Source organism: Lactobacillus gigeriorum DSM 23908 = CRBIP 24.85 (assembly GCF_000296855.1).
Lineage (GTDB): Bacteria > Bacillota > Bacilli > Lactobacillales > Lactobacillaceae > Lactobacillus > Lactobacillus gigeriorum.
The window spans coordinates 1-17639 of record NZ_CAKC01000044.1 but is presented as its reverse complement, the minus strand read 5'-3'; the positions used below and the strand labels follow the sequence as shown (position 1 = coordinate 17639).

The 17639-nt window shown below is 34.7% G+C and carries 23 protein-coding genes; 17 read left to right on the top strand and 6 right to left on the bottom strand.

Annotated features, from left to right (window positions below):
• Positions 1-5 precede the first annotated feature (5 nt).
• The 10 genes from BN52_RS04425 to BN52_RS04380 are packed head-to-tail and all read left to right on the top strand — an operon-like array spanning position 6 to position 10218.
• Positions 6-809: a hypothetical protein gene (locus BN52_RS04425; RefSeq protein ID WP_040473384.1), complete on the top strand. Its 804-nt coding sequence runs from the start codon at positions 6-8 to the stop codon at positions 807-809.
• A complete protein-coding gene (locus tag BN52_RS04420; protein WP_008473066.1) occupies positions 806-4273 on the top strand; it encodes a phage tail spike protein in 3468 nt (1155 codons plus the stop codon). The genes BN52_RS04425 and BN52_RS04420 overlap by 4 nt, the downstream gene beginning before the upstream one ends.
• Before the next feature lie 13 nt (positions 4274-4286).
• A complete protein-coding gene (locus BN52_RS04415; RefSeq protein ID WP_156640948.1) occupies positions 4287-4490 on the top strand; it encodes a hypothetical protein in 204 nt (67 codons plus the stop codon).
• A complete protein-coding gene (locus BN52_RS04410; protein ID WP_040473382.1) occupies positions 4456-5949 on the top strand; it encodes a BppU family phage baseplate upper protein in 1494 nt (497 codons plus the stop codon). Before BN52_RS04415 ends, BN52_RS04410 begins: the two co-directional genes overlap by 35 nt.
• A gap of 31 nt (positions 5950-5980) precedes the next feature.
• Positions 5981-6484 (top strand): hypothetical protein, encoded by a 504-nt coding sequence (locus tag BN52_RS04405; RefSeq protein WP_008473063.1) that lies wholly within the window; start codon positions 5981-5983, stop codon positions 6482-6484.
• 16 nt (positions 6485-6500) lie between these two features.
• Complete coding sequence (locus BN52_RS09620) at positions 6501-8711, top strand: BppU family phage baseplate upper protein (RefSeq protein WP_008473062.1); 2211 nt, start codon at positions 6501-6503, stop codon at positions 8709-8711.
• 14 nt (positions 8712-8725) lie between these two features.
• Positions 8726-8998, top strand: a complete 273-nt coding sequence (locus tag BN52_RS04395) for a hypothetical protein (protein WP_040473381.1) — start codon at positions 8726-8728, stop codon at positions 8996-8998.
• Positions 8999-9050: 52 nt separating this feature from the next.
• A complete protein-coding gene (locus tag BN52_RS04390) occupies positions 9051-9554 on the top strand; it encodes a hypothetical protein (protein ID WP_008473060.1) in 504 nt (167 codons plus the stop codon).
• Positions 9545-9874, top strand: a complete 330-nt coding sequence (locus BN52_RS04385; protein ID WP_008473058.1) for a hypothetical protein — start codon at positions 9545-9547, stop codon at positions 9872-9874. Before BN52_RS04390 ends, BN52_RS04385 begins: the two co-directional genes overlap by 10 nt.
• Before the next feature lie 5 nt (positions 9875-9879).
• Positions 9880-10218 (top strand): hypothetical protein, encoded by a 339-nt coding sequence (locus tag BN52_RS04380; protein WP_040473380.1) that lies wholly within the window; start codon positions 9880-9882, stop codon positions 10216-10218.
• A gap of 212 nt (positions 10219-10430) precedes the next feature.
• On the opposite strand, the gene BN52_RS10085 is transcribed toward BN52_RS04380, so the two are convergent.
• The gene (locus tag BN52_RS10085; protein WP_008473056.1) at positions 10431-10535 is read right to left on the bottom strand and encodes a type I toxin-antitoxin system Fst family toxin; all 105 of its coding nucleotides are present in this window, start codon (positions 10533-10535) and stop codon (positions 10431-10433) included.
• Between the two features lie 133 nt (positions 10536-10668).
• On the opposite strand from BN52_RS10085, the gene BN52_RS09615 reads away from it, so the two are divergent.
• From BN52_RS09615 to BN52_RS04350, 7 genes are all read left to right on the top strand, one after another.
• The gene (locus BN52_RS09615) at positions 10669-11238 is read left to right on the top strand and encodes a hypothetical protein (protein WP_008473055.1); all 570 of its coding nucleotides are present in this window, start codon (positions 10669-10671) and stop codon (positions 11236-11238) included.
• On the top strand, positions 11238-11399 hold the full coding sequence (locus BN52_RS09800) for an XkdX family protein (RefSeq protein ID WP_008473054.1): 162 nt from the start codon (positions 11238-11240) through the stop codon (positions 11397-11399). The genes BN52_RS09615 and BN52_RS09800 overlap by 1 nt, the downstream gene beginning before the upstream one ends.
• Positions 11389-11766 (top strand): hypothetical protein, encoded by a 378-nt coding sequence (locus tag BN52_RS04370; RefSeq protein ID WP_008473053.1) that lies wholly within the window; start codon positions 11389-11391, stop codon positions 11764-11766. The genes BN52_RS09800 and BN52_RS04370 overlap by 11 nt, the downstream gene beginning before the upstream one ends.
• Positions 11767-11778: 12 nt before the next feature.
• A complete protein-coding gene (locus BN52_RS04365) occupies positions 11779-11970 on the top strand; it encodes a hypothetical protein (protein ID WP_040473379.1) in 192 nt (63 codons plus the stop codon).
• Positions 11960-12394: a phage holin gene (locus BN52_RS04360; RefSeq protein ID WP_008473050.1), complete on the top strand. Its 435-nt coding sequence runs from the start codon at positions 11960-11962 to the stop codon at positions 12392-12394. The genes BN52_RS04365 and BN52_RS04360 overlap by 11 nt, the downstream gene beginning before the upstream one ends.
• Positions 12387-13259 carry a GH25 family lysozyme gene (locus BN52_RS04355; RefSeq protein WP_008473049.1) on the top strand — a complete coding sequence of 291 codons (873 nt, stop codon included), beginning with the start codon at positions 12387-12389 and terminating at the stop codon, positions 13257-13259. The genes BN52_RS04360 and BN52_RS04355 overlap by 8 nt, the downstream gene beginning before the upstream one ends.
• A 232-nt stretch (positions 13260-13491) precedes the next feature.
• Positions 13492-14187 (top strand): DUF3800 domain-containing protein, encoded by a 696-nt coding sequence (locus tag BN52_RS04350; protein WP_008473048.1) that lies wholly within the window; start codon positions 13492-13494, stop codon positions 14185-14187.
• Between the two features lie 300 nt (positions 14188-14487).
• On the opposite strand, the gene BN52_RS10395 is transcribed toward BN52_RS04350, so the two are convergent.
• The 5 genes from BN52_RS10395 to BN52_RS04330 all read right to left on the bottom strand — a co-directional run bounded on the left by BN52_RS10395 (position 14488) and on the right by BN52_RS04330 (position 17325).
• Positions 14488-14958 (bottom strand): site-specific integrase, encoded by a 471-nt coding sequence (locus tag BN52_RS10395; protein ID WP_236698456.1) that lies wholly within the window; start codon positions 14956-14958, stop codon positions 14488-14490.
• 20 nt (positions 14959-14978) lie between these two features.
• On the bottom strand, positions 14979-15626 hold the full coding sequence (locus BN52_RS10390; RefSeq protein WP_008473046.1) for a tyrosine-type recombinase/integrase: 648 nt from the start codon (positions 15624-15626) through the stop codon (positions 14979-14981).
• Positions 15627-15993: 367 nt separating this feature from the next.
• The gene (locus BN52_RS04340) at positions 15994-16314 is read right to left on the bottom strand and encodes a hypothetical protein (RefSeq protein ID WP_008473044.1); all 321 of its coding nucleotides are present in this window, start codon (positions 16312-16314) and stop codon (positions 15994-15996) included.
• A 211-nt stretch (positions 16315-16525) separates the two neighbouring features.
• Complete coding sequence (locus BN52_RS04335) at positions 16526-16963, bottom strand: ImmA/IrrE family metallo-endopeptidase (protein ID WP_008473043.1); 438 nt, start codon at positions 16961-16963, stop codon at positions 16526-16528.
• A gap of 2 nt (positions 16964-16965) precedes the next feature.
• Positions 16966-17325: a helix-turn-helix domain-containing protein gene (locus BN52_RS04330; protein ID WP_008473042.1), complete on the bottom strand. Its 360-nt coding sequence runs from the start codon at positions 17323-17325 to the stop codon at positions 16966-16968.
• Positions 17326-17639: the final 314 nt, after the last annotated feature.

Below are 17639 nucleotides of genomic sequence, written 5' to 3'. Positions count from 1 at the left end.
TTATTATGAGCGGGGATTCCCGCGGAACAATGATTTTTAATAATAAGTCGAGTGAAGAATTCGGTTTATGGATAAATTTTCCTTTAGCACCATCACATGGAGCACCAGTTTTTACTAACACTAAGGTTCCTGGAAAATCAGGTGAAGTTTTAGATTATGATGGTAGCTTAAATAATGGAACATTGACAGTAGATGCCGATGGATGGCGTCCAAAGCAATTTGAAAATATGTTTGAATGGCAATCGGCTATTATGGAATGGCTGATTACTGATGACTACAGCCCTTTAAAATTTAGTTTCTGGCCAACATATTACTATGAAGCTGCATTATCAGGAGCACCAACATTTACATCTGATCCAGAAAACGTGGGTCAATTTAAAATGCAGATGCAATTTACAGTGCATCCATATGCATTTGCCATCAATGGGATTGATTGGCAAAAAGTACCTAAACATCCTCAAAACGTAGAAAATACAATTGCATGGCCAGATTGGCACATTGTGGGGAATGGAAATTTCACTCTAATAGTTAATGATAAAAGCTATTCCTTTAAAGATATCGACTCTGAAGTATTTGTTAATGGTGAAAATGCTGTTGCATATCAAAATGCCGATGGAACAGTTCCTTTGAATGATAAGGTTATTTGGGACAATAATGATGCACCTTACTTTGTTCATGGAATGAATACAGTATCTTTAATTACTGATAATGGCGTTGATGCTGTATCAGATGGAGATACAGATACTAATGTATTGCCTTCAAATATTAAGAAGTTTGAATACAGACCAAATTGGAGACGAAAAGCATGATTAATTATCTTAGACATCCAATACTTTATCGATATGCTACTGATGATCCAGATACAAATGGATTGGGTTCATTAGCAGATGCCTTATCGGTTCAAGTAGTAAGAACAAGGAATACATTCCCTACCATGCAAATGGTATATCGTAAAGATGGAATTAATGCAGATAAGCTTCAACAAGGTATGATCATTATGACGGATTGCGGACCTGATAGCTTGCATCAGAAATTTAGAATTTCCAGCATATCAAAAACGCAAGATAATATTGTAGTTGATGCTATCCATATAGCTGGGGATGTTGCATTTAATACGATTACCAAAGATATTTCAATGGCTTCTGCTAATGCTGTTGATGTATGGAATGAGATATTTGCTAATTCCGCATATGCAATGCCAGATTTAACACTTTCAACCGATGTACAAGATGCATCAAATATTGATATGCAAATGTCCAGTGGAACTATTGGCGATTTGCTTATTGCACAAGATCAAATAGGAGATACTCCAACGCAATCAATGGCTGCATTGTTTGATGGAGAATGGACTTTTGATAATTATCGGTTTGGTTTATATAAAAATGCAGGTAGAAGAACTAATATTGCTATTAAATATGGTCGAAACCTAAAAACAATCCAGCAGGATAAAAACATTTCTGATGTTTATACCGCTGGATATTTTTATGCCAAATATACTCCTGAACCACCTAAAACTACAGCTTCAAACGTTGATTGGTCGAACATTTCTACAAACTTTAGTTCTAATGGATCAGCAACTTATATGGCTGGTGGAACTGTTAGCATTTATAATGCTCCAACACCAGATCATACGGTTATTGGCTCGCTTTCTGCTGGGGCCAAAGTGGTTGTAGATACGACAAATCCAATTAGTCCAGGAATGAAGGTAACTTCAAATGGAATTGACTTTGAAGCAGATACTGCTAATGGTAATACCTGGTATCATATTAGTTCACCAATGGATGGTTGGGTTGACTCATCTTTGATCAATTTTGATAAGTCTGGAAACTATCTAGTATCTAGTAGCGAAGGACACTTTACTGCGGATGTTACTAGCACGACAGGAGACGGTCTTAAATATACAATTCCTGGTGGAATGTATGTTTATGTGTCCTACAAGCCTTCTATCAACATTTGGTGGTCACCATTTGATGGACCTAATAAATATAAAACTGGTCGTAAGCTAAATTATGGTGACAAAGTAAAGGTTTCAATGAAAGCCTACAATGGATCTGATATTTGGTACAAAATTAGTGGTCAAGAGCATTCATGGATTTATGGACCACATCTTAATACAAACTGGGATGGTGCAGGTTATGCTAGTGTCCCAGTTAAGGGGACCGGATATGTTGATGACAATGCCCAAAAATACTACATTGACAAGAAGGGAAATGTTAAAAAAGCTTCTGGTAAAACGAAATCCAAAGCTAAAACTGGAACTTCTACAAGTAAGCTGACTAATAAAAATGGTTCAAGAAAATCTAGCCAATACACTGCTAAAGTTTCGAAAGCGACCGTTAAAAAGGGTTGGCATAATGTAACACATACTGTAACCCAAAATGGCCATACTTATTACGAAGTTTCTAATGGAGTTTGGGTTAAGTCAAGTGATATCGACTACAACAAAAAGGGCAGTAAAAAGCCAGAATCACCTTCAAAAATCATTAGTAATGAAGCTAAAGAAAATGGAAAGTTTGAAATGTATAGCGATCCAGCCTTAACAAGTGCAATCAATTGGGCAATTCCTGATGGTGCACAGCTGGAATTAGTCTCTGGAACTGGAAACATCGCAAAAAGAGGCGATGGTGGAACAAGCTATTACGTTACTTATGCTGGTAAATCTGGTTGGGTCGATTCTAAATACCTATCAACTTCTGGGGATGCGGATTTAGAACCTAGTGATGCAGAAAATGAAGCCGATGATACTGATTCTGAATTTCATGTAAATGAGGTTACTGTTTCAGCATATCTTAGAAGTGAAGCAAGTTGGGATAATGAAATTGATCATGTTCAGAATGTAGATTTATCAAGCTATTTCCAACATGATCCAATGGATAAAGGCGGATTGCAAGCAGATGGTACATATGTTGCTAGTCCTGATGATATTGCTCAATTAAATCAATTAGCTCAAGCCTACATGACACAGAATAGATTTGGAAAAATACCGGTCAGTCTAACGATCGACTATCAACAGCTTCATGGTATTTTAGGACCATCCACTCTGCTAGGTTTGTATGACATAGTTGGAGTTGATTTTGCAGAGTTAGGTGTACAAGAGACTGCAGAGGTTAACTCTGTTACTTGGGATGCATTGGCACATGAATACACTTCAATTACTGTTGGTGATATTCCTGTAAGCTATGAGCATTTATTGCTTCAAGCAGCTAATGACAATGCTAATTCTGCTAATGTAACTACAAATGCAAGAATTACCAATACAGAATCTTTAATTGGTAGATATCGCGATCTTTTAAAAAAAGAAGGCAGCGATCGTCAAGTAGCAGAAAAGAAGCTGATGGAAGATCTTGGAGCTGTTAAAGATTTAACAACAGCTCATGGTAAGCAAATTGCTGAGTGGACTCCAATAATTGGCAATAAAGGCGATCCTACAAGTTCAACTTCTATCATGGGTCAGTTAGCTAAGCTAGATCAAGCTAATAGTAATTTAGCTAGTCTTATTAATAGTGGAGGAAGTAGCATAATTCATGCAGTAGGTGGATGGGCTAATCCAACTGCGTTAACAGCAAAATCCAATAGCGGTGGATATATGATGTTTAATAGTGAAGGTTTAGGCTATTATGATAGTTCAGGTAGTATTGTAAAATCTGCTATTGGTTCTGATGGAACAGTTTATGCGGATGCCATGTATGGTGGCTATATTTCTGCTGCTGTTATAGATTCAGCCACTATTACTGGTGCATTTCAATTTTCTCAAGGTGGAATTAATGTAATGATTGGTGGAACTTATCATGGGACTCAGTCATTAGGTATCAGTGGTGGAAAATTTAATGGCGGTACAGCCTATCTTCCTGTAGATAAAACTATCAATGGTATTGGATTATCTTCAGCTAATTATTCGACTAAGATATCATCAGGATCGTATAAGATTTGGGATAATGGTAACTTTGGTGGTTTAGGCATTGGTGATGTATATGATGATAGCAGTAATTATGCCTCTTTAGAATTACATCCACATGGAATCCTTTTTAATGGTCATAAATTGGGGCCGGGCTTACTTGATTATGATTTAATGTGGCGCGGATCTACAATTTTGACTTCAAGTAATGTAAATCAATATGTAACAACCAAAAGCGGTATTACAAAAAATGATATTCTTGATGCCTTAGATATTCCTAGAGGAATGATGATAATGTACAGTAGTACAAATGCAACGCCGTCACATTGGGTTATGAACCACTGGAAGGGTAGCCATGACAAGTGGGATATTTATTAAGAAGGTGATTATTTTGAATAAAGAACAAATTGTAGCTAATAATCTTAGTGGCATTATTGCTAATCAAGCATTATTAATTGCGACTCAAGGTGAGCAATTACAAAGCTTGAACAATGAAAATGATCAATTAAAGAGTAAAATTTCTGAGCTTGAAACACAGTTAAAAGCAAGAGGTGGTGACAGTGAAACTACAGGAACTGATACTGACAACAGATAAATCAACTCAAGTTGTTGATGATAGAACGAGAATAATTAGACAATCAGAAAAAGGAATAGTTTTACCAGTAACCATTGTTGATGAAAATAATGCACCATATGATTTGACAGATATTTCAATTGCATTTAATGAAATTAAAAAAGGCGATAAGATCGTAATTGATACTGGTGACCCTAGTAATGACTACAATGGAAAAATCATAAAGACTGATCCTAAAAATGGTCGCTTTGAATATACGCTGCAAAGGCAAGTTTATGCTGCTGATGGTACAGCGTATTTTTCTTTGCAAAAAGGATCTGAAATTGTAGATACAACTAAGGATTTCTACTTTAAGGTAATACCTGCACCAGTAATATATCTTCCAAATGATAATTATGCTTCTAGCATGGAAGCTGAGTTAAACCGCTTGAAGGCCGAAGCAAGTAGAGTTGCAAGTATGATTTCTGGATATAGTGATGATGTTAAAGGTCAGGTTGATAAGATCGGTCAGATGGCATCTGATGAATTTGCTAAATCGGTTCAAAATATGAAAGATCAACTTGCAAGTTTTAGCCAAGGCCTCACTGATTACAGTAACGAATTTGCTAAACTAAAAGATGGTTGGAATGGGCAAGTAGCAGATGATAGGGCTAATTTGCAAAAAGATTATGATGCATGGAAACAACAACAGTTAGACAGCTTCAATAGCCAAATTCAACCAATTAGGGATGCATTATCGCAAAGTCAATCTAAAGCCGATGAAATTACTAAAGAAACAGCTGATGCAACTGCCAAGGTTGAAAAATTGATGAAAGATCTTGAAGGCTATGACTTTACGCAATTTGTTAAGCCTAGTGATTTAGATAACTACTACAATAAATCTCGGGTAGATGATCTAGTTGCTAATGCTGGTAAGGTTAAAACCGTTAACGGCAATCAACCTGATGGCAATGGCAATGTTCAAGTACCAATTCCAAGTACCGACGGCTTAGCAAAAACTAGTGATTTAAATAAGTATTTACCGCTAGCTGGTGGTAAATTGACTGATCAAGCAATCATCAAATGGGATGAAACGGCTAACTTAGGTCATGAAGATTCAACTTCATTTCCTTACAAAGTTGGTGGTATTGAGTTCTATGGTGAAAACGACTGGGTAAAGCTATTTGCTGAGGAAACAAGCAGAGACAATCTAAACTTTGTTATCCAGTTGGGGGATGATGATACACCAGTTATCTATATCAGAAATAGTACTGGTCAAAATGTAGCAAGCATTACTCAAACTGGTTTATATACAGGAAAGATTGACTATAGCAATGTTTTAAATGCTCCAAGCGATCAAACTGCTAAGGTTACTGATTTAATCAATCGAGTAACTAAGTTAGAACAAAATCCAGGTGGTACTTCATTTAAGCAAGCTAGCTCTGAAGATGATGCTTATAACAAGTCAAAGGCAGATACCTCATCAATTTACTACTGGTAGTCAAATTAACTAGAAAGGATTGAGGAAATATATGGGAATTGTTAAAGATGGTAAAGAAGTACAAGGACTAGCTTTAGCTGGAGATACATTCAGTAAGGTAAAGTTTGATAATTCAAAAAATCAAGTAGTAATCGGGAATAATACATATAGTCTAGGTGTTCCTACTTTACGAAGTTACATATTTAATGGAAATTCTTTATCAATAGGTTATACAGGTAATGTATATTACGTGAAAGTGCCATATACTCAATTTCAAAAAGACTATCTTAATGGCAAAACGATCAATTTTGAGATGTTTTATAAAGATCAATTCTTTGTATCAAGGCCTTTTGTATTTCCTGCTGATTATAACCATATGACACCAATGGTATCCAATGATCCAAATTTTTTATTCTTTGACTTTACTGACGGTATTGCCATATGGACACCTAGCGAATTTTCGATTGATGCTTCAAATAGATTGCAAGCAGATAATAATTTGCATTTAGTGATAAATGAATTGGCATCGAATATGCCACTAGTAATCAAGTCATAGAAAAGAGGTGAAATAAATGAGTTTAGCTACGATTACTCTTAGTACAAATAAGTCGTATCGAGTAATTAATGATGATCGAAGAAAACTCAGGCAATCAGAAAAGGGCTTAATTCTGAAAGTTGAATTGCTTAATCAGAATGGGAGTAGTTATGATTTAACTGGTAAAACATTAGTGTTTTCAGAAAACAAAGTAGGAAACAAAATAGTAGTTGATGATAGTTATGATGCTTTTACAATAACCGACGCTAAAGCTGGTAAGTTTGAATATAAACTTCACTCACAAGTTTATAGCGATTCAGGCGTTGCATGGTTTGAAATCAAAGATGGCACTGAAGTTATAGATACTACTAGGGACTTCTATTTTGATGTTATAAAGGACGCAATTTACAACCCAGCCAATGATAACTATGTATCAACATTAGGCGCTTTAGAGGATCATTACAACGGCGTAATTCAAAAATCTGAACAAAGCGTTAATGCAATTATTGAGCAATTTAAATCAGATGTAGCAACCGCAATTAGTTCTGGAAAATCTAATATTGCAAATGAAATCCAAGATGCTCAAGCAAAGATTGCACAGCTTGAAAAATCAGGTAATGATTTAATAGCCAACCTGAAGCAAACTTTCAATGTTAATAATCAAAAACTTATTGATTTACAAGCGCAATGGCAAACACAAACTAAACAAATCCAAGATACCGCTGATAGCCAAATTGCTAAGATTAAAGCTGATGCACAAGCACAAACTCAACAGATAAATGAGAATGCAAATAGCACTATCTCAGCTATCAATCAAAAAGCGGAAACACAAGCTAATGCAATACAAGCCAAAGCTGACCAACAGCTAAAAGACAATCAGGCAGGTTATGATGCTGAAATTGCTAAACTTGAAAAGCAATTAGCTGATAATAGGACTGCTAATGACGCTGAATTAAAACGTGTAGCTGATGATTCTGCTAATAAACTAGCTGAAGTAGAACAAGCTAAAAATGATGCTATAGCAGAAATTGTTAAGCAACGTGATTCAGCAATAGCTACAGCAAATCAAAATTTCACTGATAAGATCAACTCAATGCAATCAGATTATGATGCGTGGAAGTCAAAACAGGTAGCAGACTTTACCGCACAGATTAAAGCATTGAGTGATAAACTTAATAGTAATGAATCAAAAGAGGGCGAATTAGATACCCGACTTAAAACTTTACAAGCTTCAGTTGATCAAGCACAAAAAGATTTTGCTAGCGTTGATTTCACTAAATTTGCATTGACTGCAAACACTTATAGCAAATCCGAAGTAGATAGCTTAGTAGCAAGCGCTGGTAAGGTTAAAACAGTAGATGGCAAACAGCCAGATAGCAATGGCAATATTTCAATTGACCATTACACTAAAGCCGAGACCGATCAAAAGATTGAACAAGGCGGTAAAGTTAAGACTGTTAACGGCAATGCTCCAGATTCAAGCGGTAATGTCGATGTGCCTACTGGTGTTACGAGCTTCAATGGTCAAACTGGTGATGTAAATCTAGATTTAGGTGTAACCAGTGTAAATGGTCAAAAAGGATCAATAACTGGAATAGCAACTTTAAATGATATTAAAGTTCAATCTGTTAACGGCAAAATCGGTAATGTATCAATTGACGTTGGTGTTACAAGTGTGAATGGTCAAACTGGTGCAGTTACTGGAATTGCAACCACAAATGATGTAAATAATTCTATTAATTCGCTAAAAAGTAACATCAGGGCTAATTCTGGTTTTTATATTGATGCAGATAATGGCTACGGTGGTCGCAACAGTATATTAAAGACTAAGGTTGGAAATGACCCTAGTGGAATGCAAATTGCCTTAGGCAGTGGTGGTACAGTTATTGGCGGTGGCGAATCGGCTACAACAATACTGAACTCAATCACTGACAATGCAGAAAGATTAATTCTAGCAAATAATGCTGGTATTGAGTTTTATACCAATGTTCAAAATGGTATTGATAGTGCTCATAAAGAAACTATAGACAATAACGGGGTTTATTCAGGTACTGCTAACAATGCTAACAACTTAGGCAATCTTAGTGCTGATCAATATGCTAAGAAGAGCGATATTACTGATATTCAAAACCAAGTAAATAAATTGTCGGAGAATATGACCCCTTTTTTGATAACCGATGACCCTAATAAAGCTTTAGAGTTCAGTAAACAAGTCAACGGGGGAGTCGGTATTGTACAAACTAGCTAGAAAGGAAAATGCTGATGATTCTTACATATCAAGGCAAAGAATTCATTGATTTAGGAATGAACCCTCATGAATTAATTGGCACTAAACCTAACGTCAAGTATGGCGATACCTTGCTTGATGAAAACGGCAATGCTCAATCATCACAAGTCCATTATCCTGATTATTGGAACAATGGCGGTGTGATTCAAGAGGTAAAATGCAAGGTTTATGCTAAGATCTATGTGGCTGAACGTAATGAAATAGGCTATATTCCTATAGTAATTCGGGGGGTTATAAGGCTCTCCTAACCCACCTTGTCACTAGGCTATTGAGATCATTTCCTAGAAAGGAGATGATCGAATGGGCTTAGCAATCGATGGTAAGAAAATAAACGGTTTAGCTTTTGCTGGACAATTATTTAAACCAGAAGGCAACTGGGGAGAACTAGACTTCTCTGAAGCTGGTAAATCAATTGAATCAATATCTAATGCTTCATTTTTAGGCAATTCTGATCAGATACAATTTCTAAAAGAAAATCTTGAAGATAAAAGTCTACAATATGCACCTACAATTGGATTTAATAGCAATGTTAAAACTAGTCCAAGCAATCAATTTAATCGTCAAATTTATTTGTTGTTTACGATTAAACAACCAGATCGAAAAATTGCTTTTGCAATGATAAGTACCCTAGTTGAATACAATAAATTGCTTGATGGCTATAATGCTGCCGACTGGAAATTTCCTATTGTTGCTTTTTGCGATTACAACAATATTGTATTCGGGGGGGTATTTAGATACCTATCAACCATTGCTGAACTATTCATACAATCACTTTTGAGAAAGAAGGCGATTGTATGGGATTAGCAAGCAATGGTCAAAAGATAAATGGCTTAGCAATTGCTGGTCAAAAGTTTTATCCAGAAAAGCCAAAAGACCCTAGAATTGGCAAACAAATGCGATATCTAGATGGCTATAAAGATGAATCTAATGGATTTTATCCAGGTGCAAGCTTAACGCTTTGGGTAGCACCATCAACAACTAGATATCCAATTAGCACTTCAAAAACTTATACCATTGTTGATGTCCTTAAATTTCCGAAAGTTACAAACGAATGGTTCTTATTTAGAGATTCTGATGAAGTTACATATATAGCGATTGACTCCGCTTGTAGGGTAGTGGGGTGATCGTTATGAGTGTAGAATCAATATTTTATAATGGATTAGAGTTCACTAATGAAACCTTTAATGCTAAAAAATTAAAAGATACCAATACTGATATAACTGTAGCAATTATCTCTTTTAACCAGCAACAAATTGATACCACTTTTGATAATATCGACAAAAAGCGAGGTATTGATGATTTCTATACTAAATCAAAATATAAGCCTAATGAAATAAAATATTTTACTTCGTTTGTAAATTCGTTAGGTGTTAAATTTGGACTGGTTATTGTTCCAAGTTGGAATAGTTATCGATTAGGAGTTGCAGAATATTCTAGTCTCGTATTCGATGCTATCGGGGGTAATTAGTAATCTAACCCACTTAGTTCTTTTTAATTGGATAACACTAAGTAGCTTTATTCAACTGTTCTTTACTTTTATCTGAAATATGATATGATGTTTTTAGCAACTGAGTGAGAAAGTTGTATAATGAAGCATACAAAAAAGCATTGTCCTGCCAGACAATGCTTTTCTTTTTTCACCAAATAGCAACTTTGATTTGGCGTGTGGTGAAACAGCGACTAGCTTTGATCGTTGTGACGATTATTCCACCAGTAATCGAACAGTCTGATGACTGTTTCCACTAAAAGTGGGGCAACGATCGAAGTGAGAAAATCACGAAGCATACGGTTCACCTCCTTTCAAGGGAGGCACTAGTCACCAATAGATATTATAACAGATGAGGTAGCTTAATCGCTGCCTTTTTTCATGCCCACAGATGTTTCGCTGTGGGTTTTTTTGATAGAAAGGAGCCAAATTATGGCTGAAGAAACAACTAATACTACAGCAGAAATTACTGCTGAAAACTCACTTTATACTTACTACTACAGTGACCCACAATCATCGGATTACACTCAACACTGTATTGCAATTCATACTACGGCTAAATTAGATAATTTGCCATGGAGATGGCATGCTGAAAAGCCAGCTGATGATATGGTTGATCCTGTATGGGATAACAATACTAATGGTTGGGTTGAAAATGCTCCAAAAACTCAAGCTCAATTGGTTGCTAGATTGCAACATGATACAAATGCGTTGATTACAAAAATCGATACTTTAGGTAAGCAACAGGAGTCATTGCAACAAGATAGCCAAAAAATTAATGCACTACAGCAAATGCAAGCATCGACTAATGCGATGATGGGGCAACTGACAGGTCAACTTTCTAAATTCGGTCAAGCTATCCAAGAAGTAACCGTTGCAGTAAATAGTTTGAATGCAAAACAAACCGAAGAAACAACTAAGAAACCTACTGCTAATGGCTCAAGTACTAATACAAGTGAAAGTGTTACAGCTGAACCAACTCAAGAAGGAGGTAATAACTAATGCTACATTTTGAATTTGCTCCCTTAGATATGACGCCGATTTATAAGCAGGAATATTCATTGGGTTGGATTACAAAGGATAATGTTAAAGGATATGTTCAAATGGGCTTCGTTACTCCTGAACAATACCAAGTGATTGTAGGTGAGGAATATGTTTCGTAATTTGATCAAGAATTCCTGGTATTCAATTATAGGATTAGGAATGGTACTTATTGGGTCTACCTTATGGGGTGATGAGCATCATTTCTTTTATCCACCTCAATATGCTGGAATTATGAATGCAGACTGGATTGATGCGATTGCAGTTTTTCTAGGTATTGGGCTTATTGTACTTGCATTTGTTGATTCATCAAATAAAGCATTAGCAGGAATGATTCTTTCATGTTCAGCAGGATTCATTTCATTGATTACATTGGTTGAAATCTTTCATATGTGGTTTGCGGGTGTTTTTAGATTTGATGTTCCAATTGCTTATGGATTGATATTTTTGTTAGTAATTATGAACGTGGCCAAGAACGGCAAGAAATGACTGGAGGGAAGCATGCACGATTTTATAAATCTACTGCAAGTATTATTCCCTTTTGTTCTGGGATTGTTGACGTGGAAATTAAATGATAAAAAAAGCGATCGTGAATATCTTCAGGATGAAAACGATCGCCTCAATGAAGAAAATAAAAGGCTATCAAAAAAGTTAGAAGAAATTACTGGAAAGGATAAAGAAAATGACAGTTAAAGATTGGTTGTATTTGGGCATTGTCGTTGCTAGTTATGCGATTACTATTGTGGCGGGTATTTATGCTAAGAATAAGAGCAAAATCAACAAAACCACAACTGCAGGTAAAGTAATTGATGTAATTGGTCAGCTTGCTACTTATGCGGTGCATGAAGCAGAGTACACGGGTATGGACGGAGCAGATAAAAGACAATACGCATCTGAAGTTGTTAGCCAAGGTCTATCTTGGTTAGGAATTAAGAATGTCGATGCTGCATTAATTAATGGTGCAATCGAAAAGAGTGTGAATGCGATGAAACTAGCAAATAATGATTTGCCACTAAGTCCAGAGCCTAAATCTAATGCTGAGATCGCAACTGTAGTGCCAGATTCAGATGTTATTAAGCCAACTGTAGTAGATGAAAAGGTGACTGAGAATGCCTAGAGAATACGGTATAGATGTTGCAGTTTATCAGCCTACTAATCTAAGTTCCTATGTTAGCCATGGCGTTAAATTTGTTTTTGTCAAAGCTACTGAAGGAACGAATTACATTAATCCTAAAGCTGTAGCGCAAATCAGATCAGCACATGCTAATCATATCTATGTTCATGCATATCACTTTGCTACCTTTGGAAATTCCGTTTCCAGAGCTAAAGCTGAAGCCAGATTTTTTATTCAACGTGCTAAATACCTGAATATTTCAAAGAAGCGCTATTTAGCTTTGGACTGGGAAACTGGTGATGGTAATGTCGTCACGGGATCCAGATCAGCTAATACTAAAGCAATTGCTGCTTTCCTAACTGAAATCAAACAGGCTGGATATAAACCTATGTTATATAGCGGGGCTAGCCTGCTAAGAAATAATGTTGATGTTTCTGCAATCGTTAAAAAGTTTGGTACTTGTATTTGGGTAGCTAGTTATCTAACTATGGGTAGAATGGACAAACCAAACTTTGGCTATTTTCCGTCAATGGATGGTGTAGCAATCTGGCAGTTTACTTGTAATTGGTTTGGAATGAATGTTGATGCGAACATTAGTTTGATTGACTTGCACAAAGACCAAGTACAAAAGACTGAAACAAAAGTGCATAAACAAAAAGCAACAATTCCAAAAGTTGTGTATGCACCAATTATCAATAATGATCCTGATTGGAAGATCGCACTAAGGGACTCAAATGGGCACCTTACAGGCAAATACATTCCTACAAATTCAAGATGGAAAGTTTTGGGCCAAAAAGTAGTTAAAGGCGAAAAATACTATAAAATCGGTAATAACCAACAATGGGTTCCAGCAAAATATGTAAAATAAAGAAGAATTGTAGTCAAATCGATTCATTAGCTATTGCAGAAGGGTAAAATCTTGTGGATAAGTACTAATATTGACAAATAAAACGATATCTGATTAAATGAAATTGCAGTTAAGATGTATGAAAAGCTGTATACTCGTGTACCCGAATTAACGTTTAAGCGATATGTAATATCGTCGGCCACGAGGCCGTCCCTTACATGGGGCGGTTTTTTATTTGGAGAGTAAGTAATTAATGGAATTATTTGTTTATTCTGATGAGTCAGGTGTTTTCGATAAAGCTCATAATGAAATATTTGTTTTTGGCGGTGTCTTATTTTTATCAAAACAGGATAAAGATATTGCGGCTAGAAAATATAAACATGTTGAAAAAATAGTACGGAAGAATGAGCATAAAGATAATTTTTACGAATTAAAAGCCACAACAGTAAATTTCAAAGACAGAAATAAAATATATAGATCGTTGAATAAATTAGAAAAATTTGGAGTTGTAGTTCATCAACAAAGGATATTAGAAAAAATCTTTGAAAACAAGAAATCAAAGCAAAGATATTTAGATTATGCTTATAAAATTTGTTTAAAAAGAAAATTACAGTATCTTATTAAGAATAATAATATTGATCCACAAGAAGTGACTGGTATTCATGTATTTGCAGATGAACATACTACTGCTACTAATGGAAGATATGAATTGCAAGAAGCTTTAGAACAAGAATTTAAACATGGAACTTATAATTGGGATTACTCAAAATTTTTTGAACCACTTTTTCCTAATCTAGAAAATGTTGAAGTATCTTATTGTAATTCTGAAAAAATTACGTTAATACGTGCAGCGGATATTACTGCAAATAAACTTTATCGTAGCATTCTAAAGAACAAAGAATCGGAATTGTCAAAACATAACAATTTTCACATTATACATTTACCGTAAATATAAAAAACCACTCTGGGATTAATTTCCTGGAGTGGTTTTTTGTTTGTCTCTTTATATAAGGAAGAAAAAAATAGTTTACTGTTGCACAAATGTTGCACAGAAGGCTTTTAACTTAAATTTAGGCAAAAAAACACCTTGCTAGATCATTGATTTAACAAGGTTTTTTATTATTAAACGCGAGTAACTTTACCAGACTTCAAAGTCTTGGTTGAATTAAAATATAGGTTTTTATGATGTTTTAGAATGCTCGAAGTGTTGATTTTATGGGATTTGATATTTTAGAAAATCATACAAATTTTAATCGTGTTGCACAAATGTTGCACAAACTTGATTGAGTGAATTAATAATTTTGGCATCTTGTTGATCCTTATATTCATCAAGTAAGTGAGCATAGATTGATAAAGTGATTGCTATATTAGCATGTCCTAAGCGTTTACTGATAGCAGCTATATCAATTCCTTGAGAAATTAAATATGAAACATGAGTATGCCTTAAACTGTGAAAATGGAAATCAGGTTTGTTAAGTCCAATTTCCTTAATGGCTTTTCTTAAGAATTGATTTGCAGCAGAACTAGAAGGTGGTAATCCAGTTCTAGGAATAGCAAAAATAAATTCAGAATTATTAATTTTTAATTGTTTCAATTTATCTAATAAGAAAGAATTAACTTTAATCTTTCGAACTGAACTTTCGGTTTTAGTTGGTCCTAGTATTTTTAAATTAGGATTCCAGGTTTTATTAATATCAATAATTTTATTCTTAAAATCAATATCAGTCCATTTTAAAGCTGTTAGTTCTCCAAGTCGTGCGCCTGTAAATAGCCCGCTAGAACTAAATATTTGCTAGTATAACGAGGAGTTAAACTTGTTAAGCATAATTGTATCAGTTTATCCATTTCTCCTGCATTAAGGTATTCTATGGTTCTGACATTATCTTGATTTCCTGTGATGGTTGTGCGATTGGTAAAATTCTTAACGATTAAACCATCCTCTATTGCATTTCCTGCACAAGCTTTAACCATAATATTGGTTTTACGAACTGTAGCAGGGGCATGGTTTTTACCAAGCCAATTTAAGAAGCTTTGATATTTAGCTCTTGAAATATCTTTTATTTTTGTTGATCCAAAATATTTTTCAAGATAATGATGATTAGTAATATATCTCTTTTGTGTTGATTTTCTGATAATCGGGAATTTAAAAGTAAGATACCAGTGTTCAAAATAGTCAGCGAACACAGGGTTCTTAACTACATCCACACCATCAATAGAAGCTGCTTCCATTTTTACCCCATAGGCTTGCGCTTCAGCTTTGGTTTTAAAACCACCTTTTGATTTTTGTTTGAGAACAGAAACATTCTTTTGTTTTTCTGGATCCCATTGAGTTTCTCTCTTCGAAAATCTTACATACCAAGTCTTACCACGTTTCTTAATTGAGGCCATAAAAAACTCCTATTCTAGCTATAACTCTGCTACAATGGAATTAACAATGTTATAGCATTGTATATTGGAATACTTAGAGCTACTGCAATAGCTCGTTTGGGTCCCACCTCTACTGCAACGGGGGTGGGATTTTTTTGTGTTTAAAATTGCTTTGGAGTTTGGAAAGTACCGATCTTAAATTTTTGTTTACCGTAAACTTTACCTAATCCATTTTCAGCTTTTAAAGTTATCAGTTGTTGGACTAAATGATATAATTACTATAACTTGAGGTGATAGTATGAACAATAACATAAAATCTATTTTAACTATGCTCCAAATCATTTCTGCTGAATTAGGATTAATAGCAGGTCTAATATTTGGATACATATTATTTCATTAAGAATTTAACTATATAATTTGACAATAATCCTAATAAAAATGTGAAAAATGGAATAACGAACTTGAGAATTATGTCTTTTCTAGATTCCTTATGTTTTTCAATATATTCCAATCCCTCTTTGGTTACGGAACATTGAGCTGCACCTATGCTATTTTTAAGATAAACTGGTGTATAATCTATCAATCCACGTTTTTTTAGATCTTTTAACACCTTATTTTCAGGATCAGAAAGATCATAGATTACAGGTTGACCATTTTCATCAATACCATTACTGTTATCAATTTTCTTTAAAGTTTTTATTGTTGACATAATATTCTACAAATCATAAATAATTTTACTTAACGACCTAACAAAGGTCGCTTTTTTTATTTAGCATGATCCACTTCTGCTCTAAACAGAAGTGGATTTTTTGTTTTTTATTTCATATTTTAGTTGTCAGCTTTTAACGTCTTCAGTGCTTGAACTATCCCACATAAAATCAGCTAAACAAGACTACGAAGTGCAACTTTTGTTGTCCGAGTTAATCAATAAAATAAGTAAATTTATTTTCTAGTTTGCTACTGATAAAATCATAGTAATAACTCGGGATAGCGTAATAATCCATAAAAGCATCAATGTTAATTGTTTCAGGATCCATTTCATCGAAGTAGTAATCCATAATCATTTTGATGGCTAATTTGTTAGCAGCAGATTCAGTTTTTATTTTAGAAAAGGAAGTATAGTAGCATATACCGGTATCACCATTAATTACGTGGGATATTTCGTGGCCTAATACTAAGGAAAGCTCTCTCGGGTCGTGCCAGTTCATGTTGATGATAATTTTTCTTCTATATGCGTCGGAAGCGGAGGGCATGTCATTAGGAAGAGGATTGCCATATTTATCAGTAAAACGTTTAACGACCTTAATTTTCAGGTCTTTAGCCAAGCTTAATAGGTAGTCAAATGTAAAATCGTCCATAGTTAATCATCCATATCCATTAAGTCTTTGATAATTTTCTTATACTTATCAGGAACTTCTTTACCGTTGTAGTAAAGGGTATCGTCAATGTCGGGATGAGAATCGTTTGGAGCGGTTGAATCGCTGTATCTAGGATCAATTTCAGATTTATCAACATGGAAAAAGCTAGCGAGTTTTTCAAGATTTTTTTCAGTAGGAAGTGCTATTCCTTTTAAGTAGCCGTTTAAGGTGCTTGCTGGTATTCCTGATCCTCGTACAATATCAATCTGTTTATAATTACGTTGTTTTTGAAGTTTTAATAATTTAGAAGATATTCTTTTTTTATATTCTTGTTCTTGTGGTGTTAGTTCGCCTCTAGCCATAATAATTCATCCTTTCTTTAATATATATTTTCGCCTTAAATTGAATTTTTTTCAAATAAAATAGAAAAAAATATTGACATTCGGATTAATCAGAATTATTATGTATATGTAAGCTAAAGAAAGGAGGAAAACAAAATTAAATAGAAAGGAGGTTTAAGCCTAATGGCTAAACTAAAAAAGACTTCTAAGCTCGAAATAAAGAACTTAGAAGTCACATTCAAATTTGGTTTTCCTTGGGTAATCGCACTCGAGATCAAGATTACCGCAGGGAGATCCGAATAATATAAACCAAAGAGGCTAAGCGAAAGCCTCGC

What these genes read in the sequence shown, in the direction of transcription:
- BN52_RS04350 (WP_008473048.1), top strand. Translation starts at nt 13,492, where the DNA reads ATGGAATTATTTGTTTATTCTGATGAGTCAGGTGTTTTCGATAAAGCT.
- BN52_RS09620 (WP_008473062.1), top strand. Translation starts at nt 6,501, where the DNA reads ATGAGTTTAGCTACGATTACTCTTAGTACAAATAAGTCGTATCGAGTA.
- BN52_RS04380 (WP_040473380.1), top strand. Translation starts at nt 9,880, where the DNA reads ATGAGTGTAGAATCAATATTTTATAATGGATTAGAGTTCACTAATGAA.
- BN52_RS04335 (WP_008473043.1), bottom strand. Translation starts at nt 16,963, where the DNA reads ATGGACGATTTTACATTTGACTACCTATTAAGCTTGGCTAAAGACCTG.
- BN52_RS04340 (WP_008473044.1), bottom strand. Translation starts at nt 16,314, where the DNA reads ATGTCAACAATAAAAACTTTAAAGAAAATTGATAACAGTAATGGTATT.
- BN52_RS10390 (WP_008473046.1), bottom strand. Translation starts at nt 15,626, where the DNA reads ATGGCCTCAATTAAGAAACGTGGTAAGACTTGGTATGTAAGATTTTCG.
- BN52_RS04405 (WP_008473063.1), top strand. Translation starts at nt 5,981, where the DNA reads ATGGGAATTGTTAAAGATGGTAAAGAAGTACAAGGACTAGCTTTAGCT.
- BN52_RS04385 (WP_008473058.1), top strand. Translation starts at nt 9,545, where the DNA reads ATGGGATTAGCAAGCAATGGTCAAAAGATAAATGGCTTAGCAATTGCT.
- BN52_RS09615 (WP_008473055.1), top strand. Translation starts at nt 10,669, where the DNA reads ATGGCTGAAGAAACAACTAATACTACAGCAGAAATTACTGCTGAAAAC.
- BN52_RS04365 (WP_040473379.1), top strand. Translation starts at nt 11,779, where the DNA reads ATGCACGATTTTATAAATCTACTGCAAGTATTATTCCCTTTTGTTCTG.
- BN52_RS04425 (WP_040473384.1), top strand. Translation starts at nt 6, where the DNA reads ATGAGCGGGGATTCCCGCGGAACAATGATTTTTAATAATAAGTCGAGT.
- BN52_RS04360 (WP_008473050.1), top strand. Translation starts at nt 11,960, where the DNA reads ATGACAGTTAAAGATTGGTTGTATTTGGGCATTGTCGTTGCTAGTTAT.
- BN52_RS04355 (WP_008473049.1), top strand. Translation starts at nt 12,387, where the DNA reads ATGCCTAGAGAATACGGTATAGATGTTGCAGTTTATCAGCCTACTAAT.
- BN52_RS04420 (WP_008473066.1), top strand. Translation starts at nt 806, where the DNA reads ATGATTAATTATCTTAGACATCCAATACTTTATCGATATGCTACTGAT.
- BN52_RS04330 (WP_008473042.1), bottom strand. Translation starts at nt 17,325, where the DNA reads ATGGCTAGAGGCGAACTAACACCACAAGAACAAGAATATAAAAAAAGA.
- BN52_RS04395 (WP_040473381.1), top strand. Translation starts at nt 8,726, where the DNA reads ATGATTCTTACATATCAAGGCAAAGAATTCATTGATTTAGGAATGAAC.
- BN52_RS10085 (WP_008473056.1), bottom strand. Translation starts at nt 10,535, where the DNA reads ATGCTTCGTGATTTTCTCACTTCGATCGTTGCCCCACTTTTAGTGGAA.
- BN52_RS09800 (WP_008473054.1), top strand. Translation starts at nt 11,238, where the DNA reads ATGCTACATTTTGAATTTGCTCCCTTAGATATGACGCCGATTTATAAG.
- BN52_RS04370 (WP_008473053.1), top strand. Translation starts at nt 11,389, where the DNA reads ATGTTTCGTAATTTGATCAAGAATTCCTGGTATTCAATTATAGGATTA.
- BN52_RS04390 (WP_008473060.1), top strand. Translation starts at nt 9,051, where the DNA reads ATGGGCTTAGCAATCGATGGTAAGAAAATAAACGGTTTAGCTTTTGCT.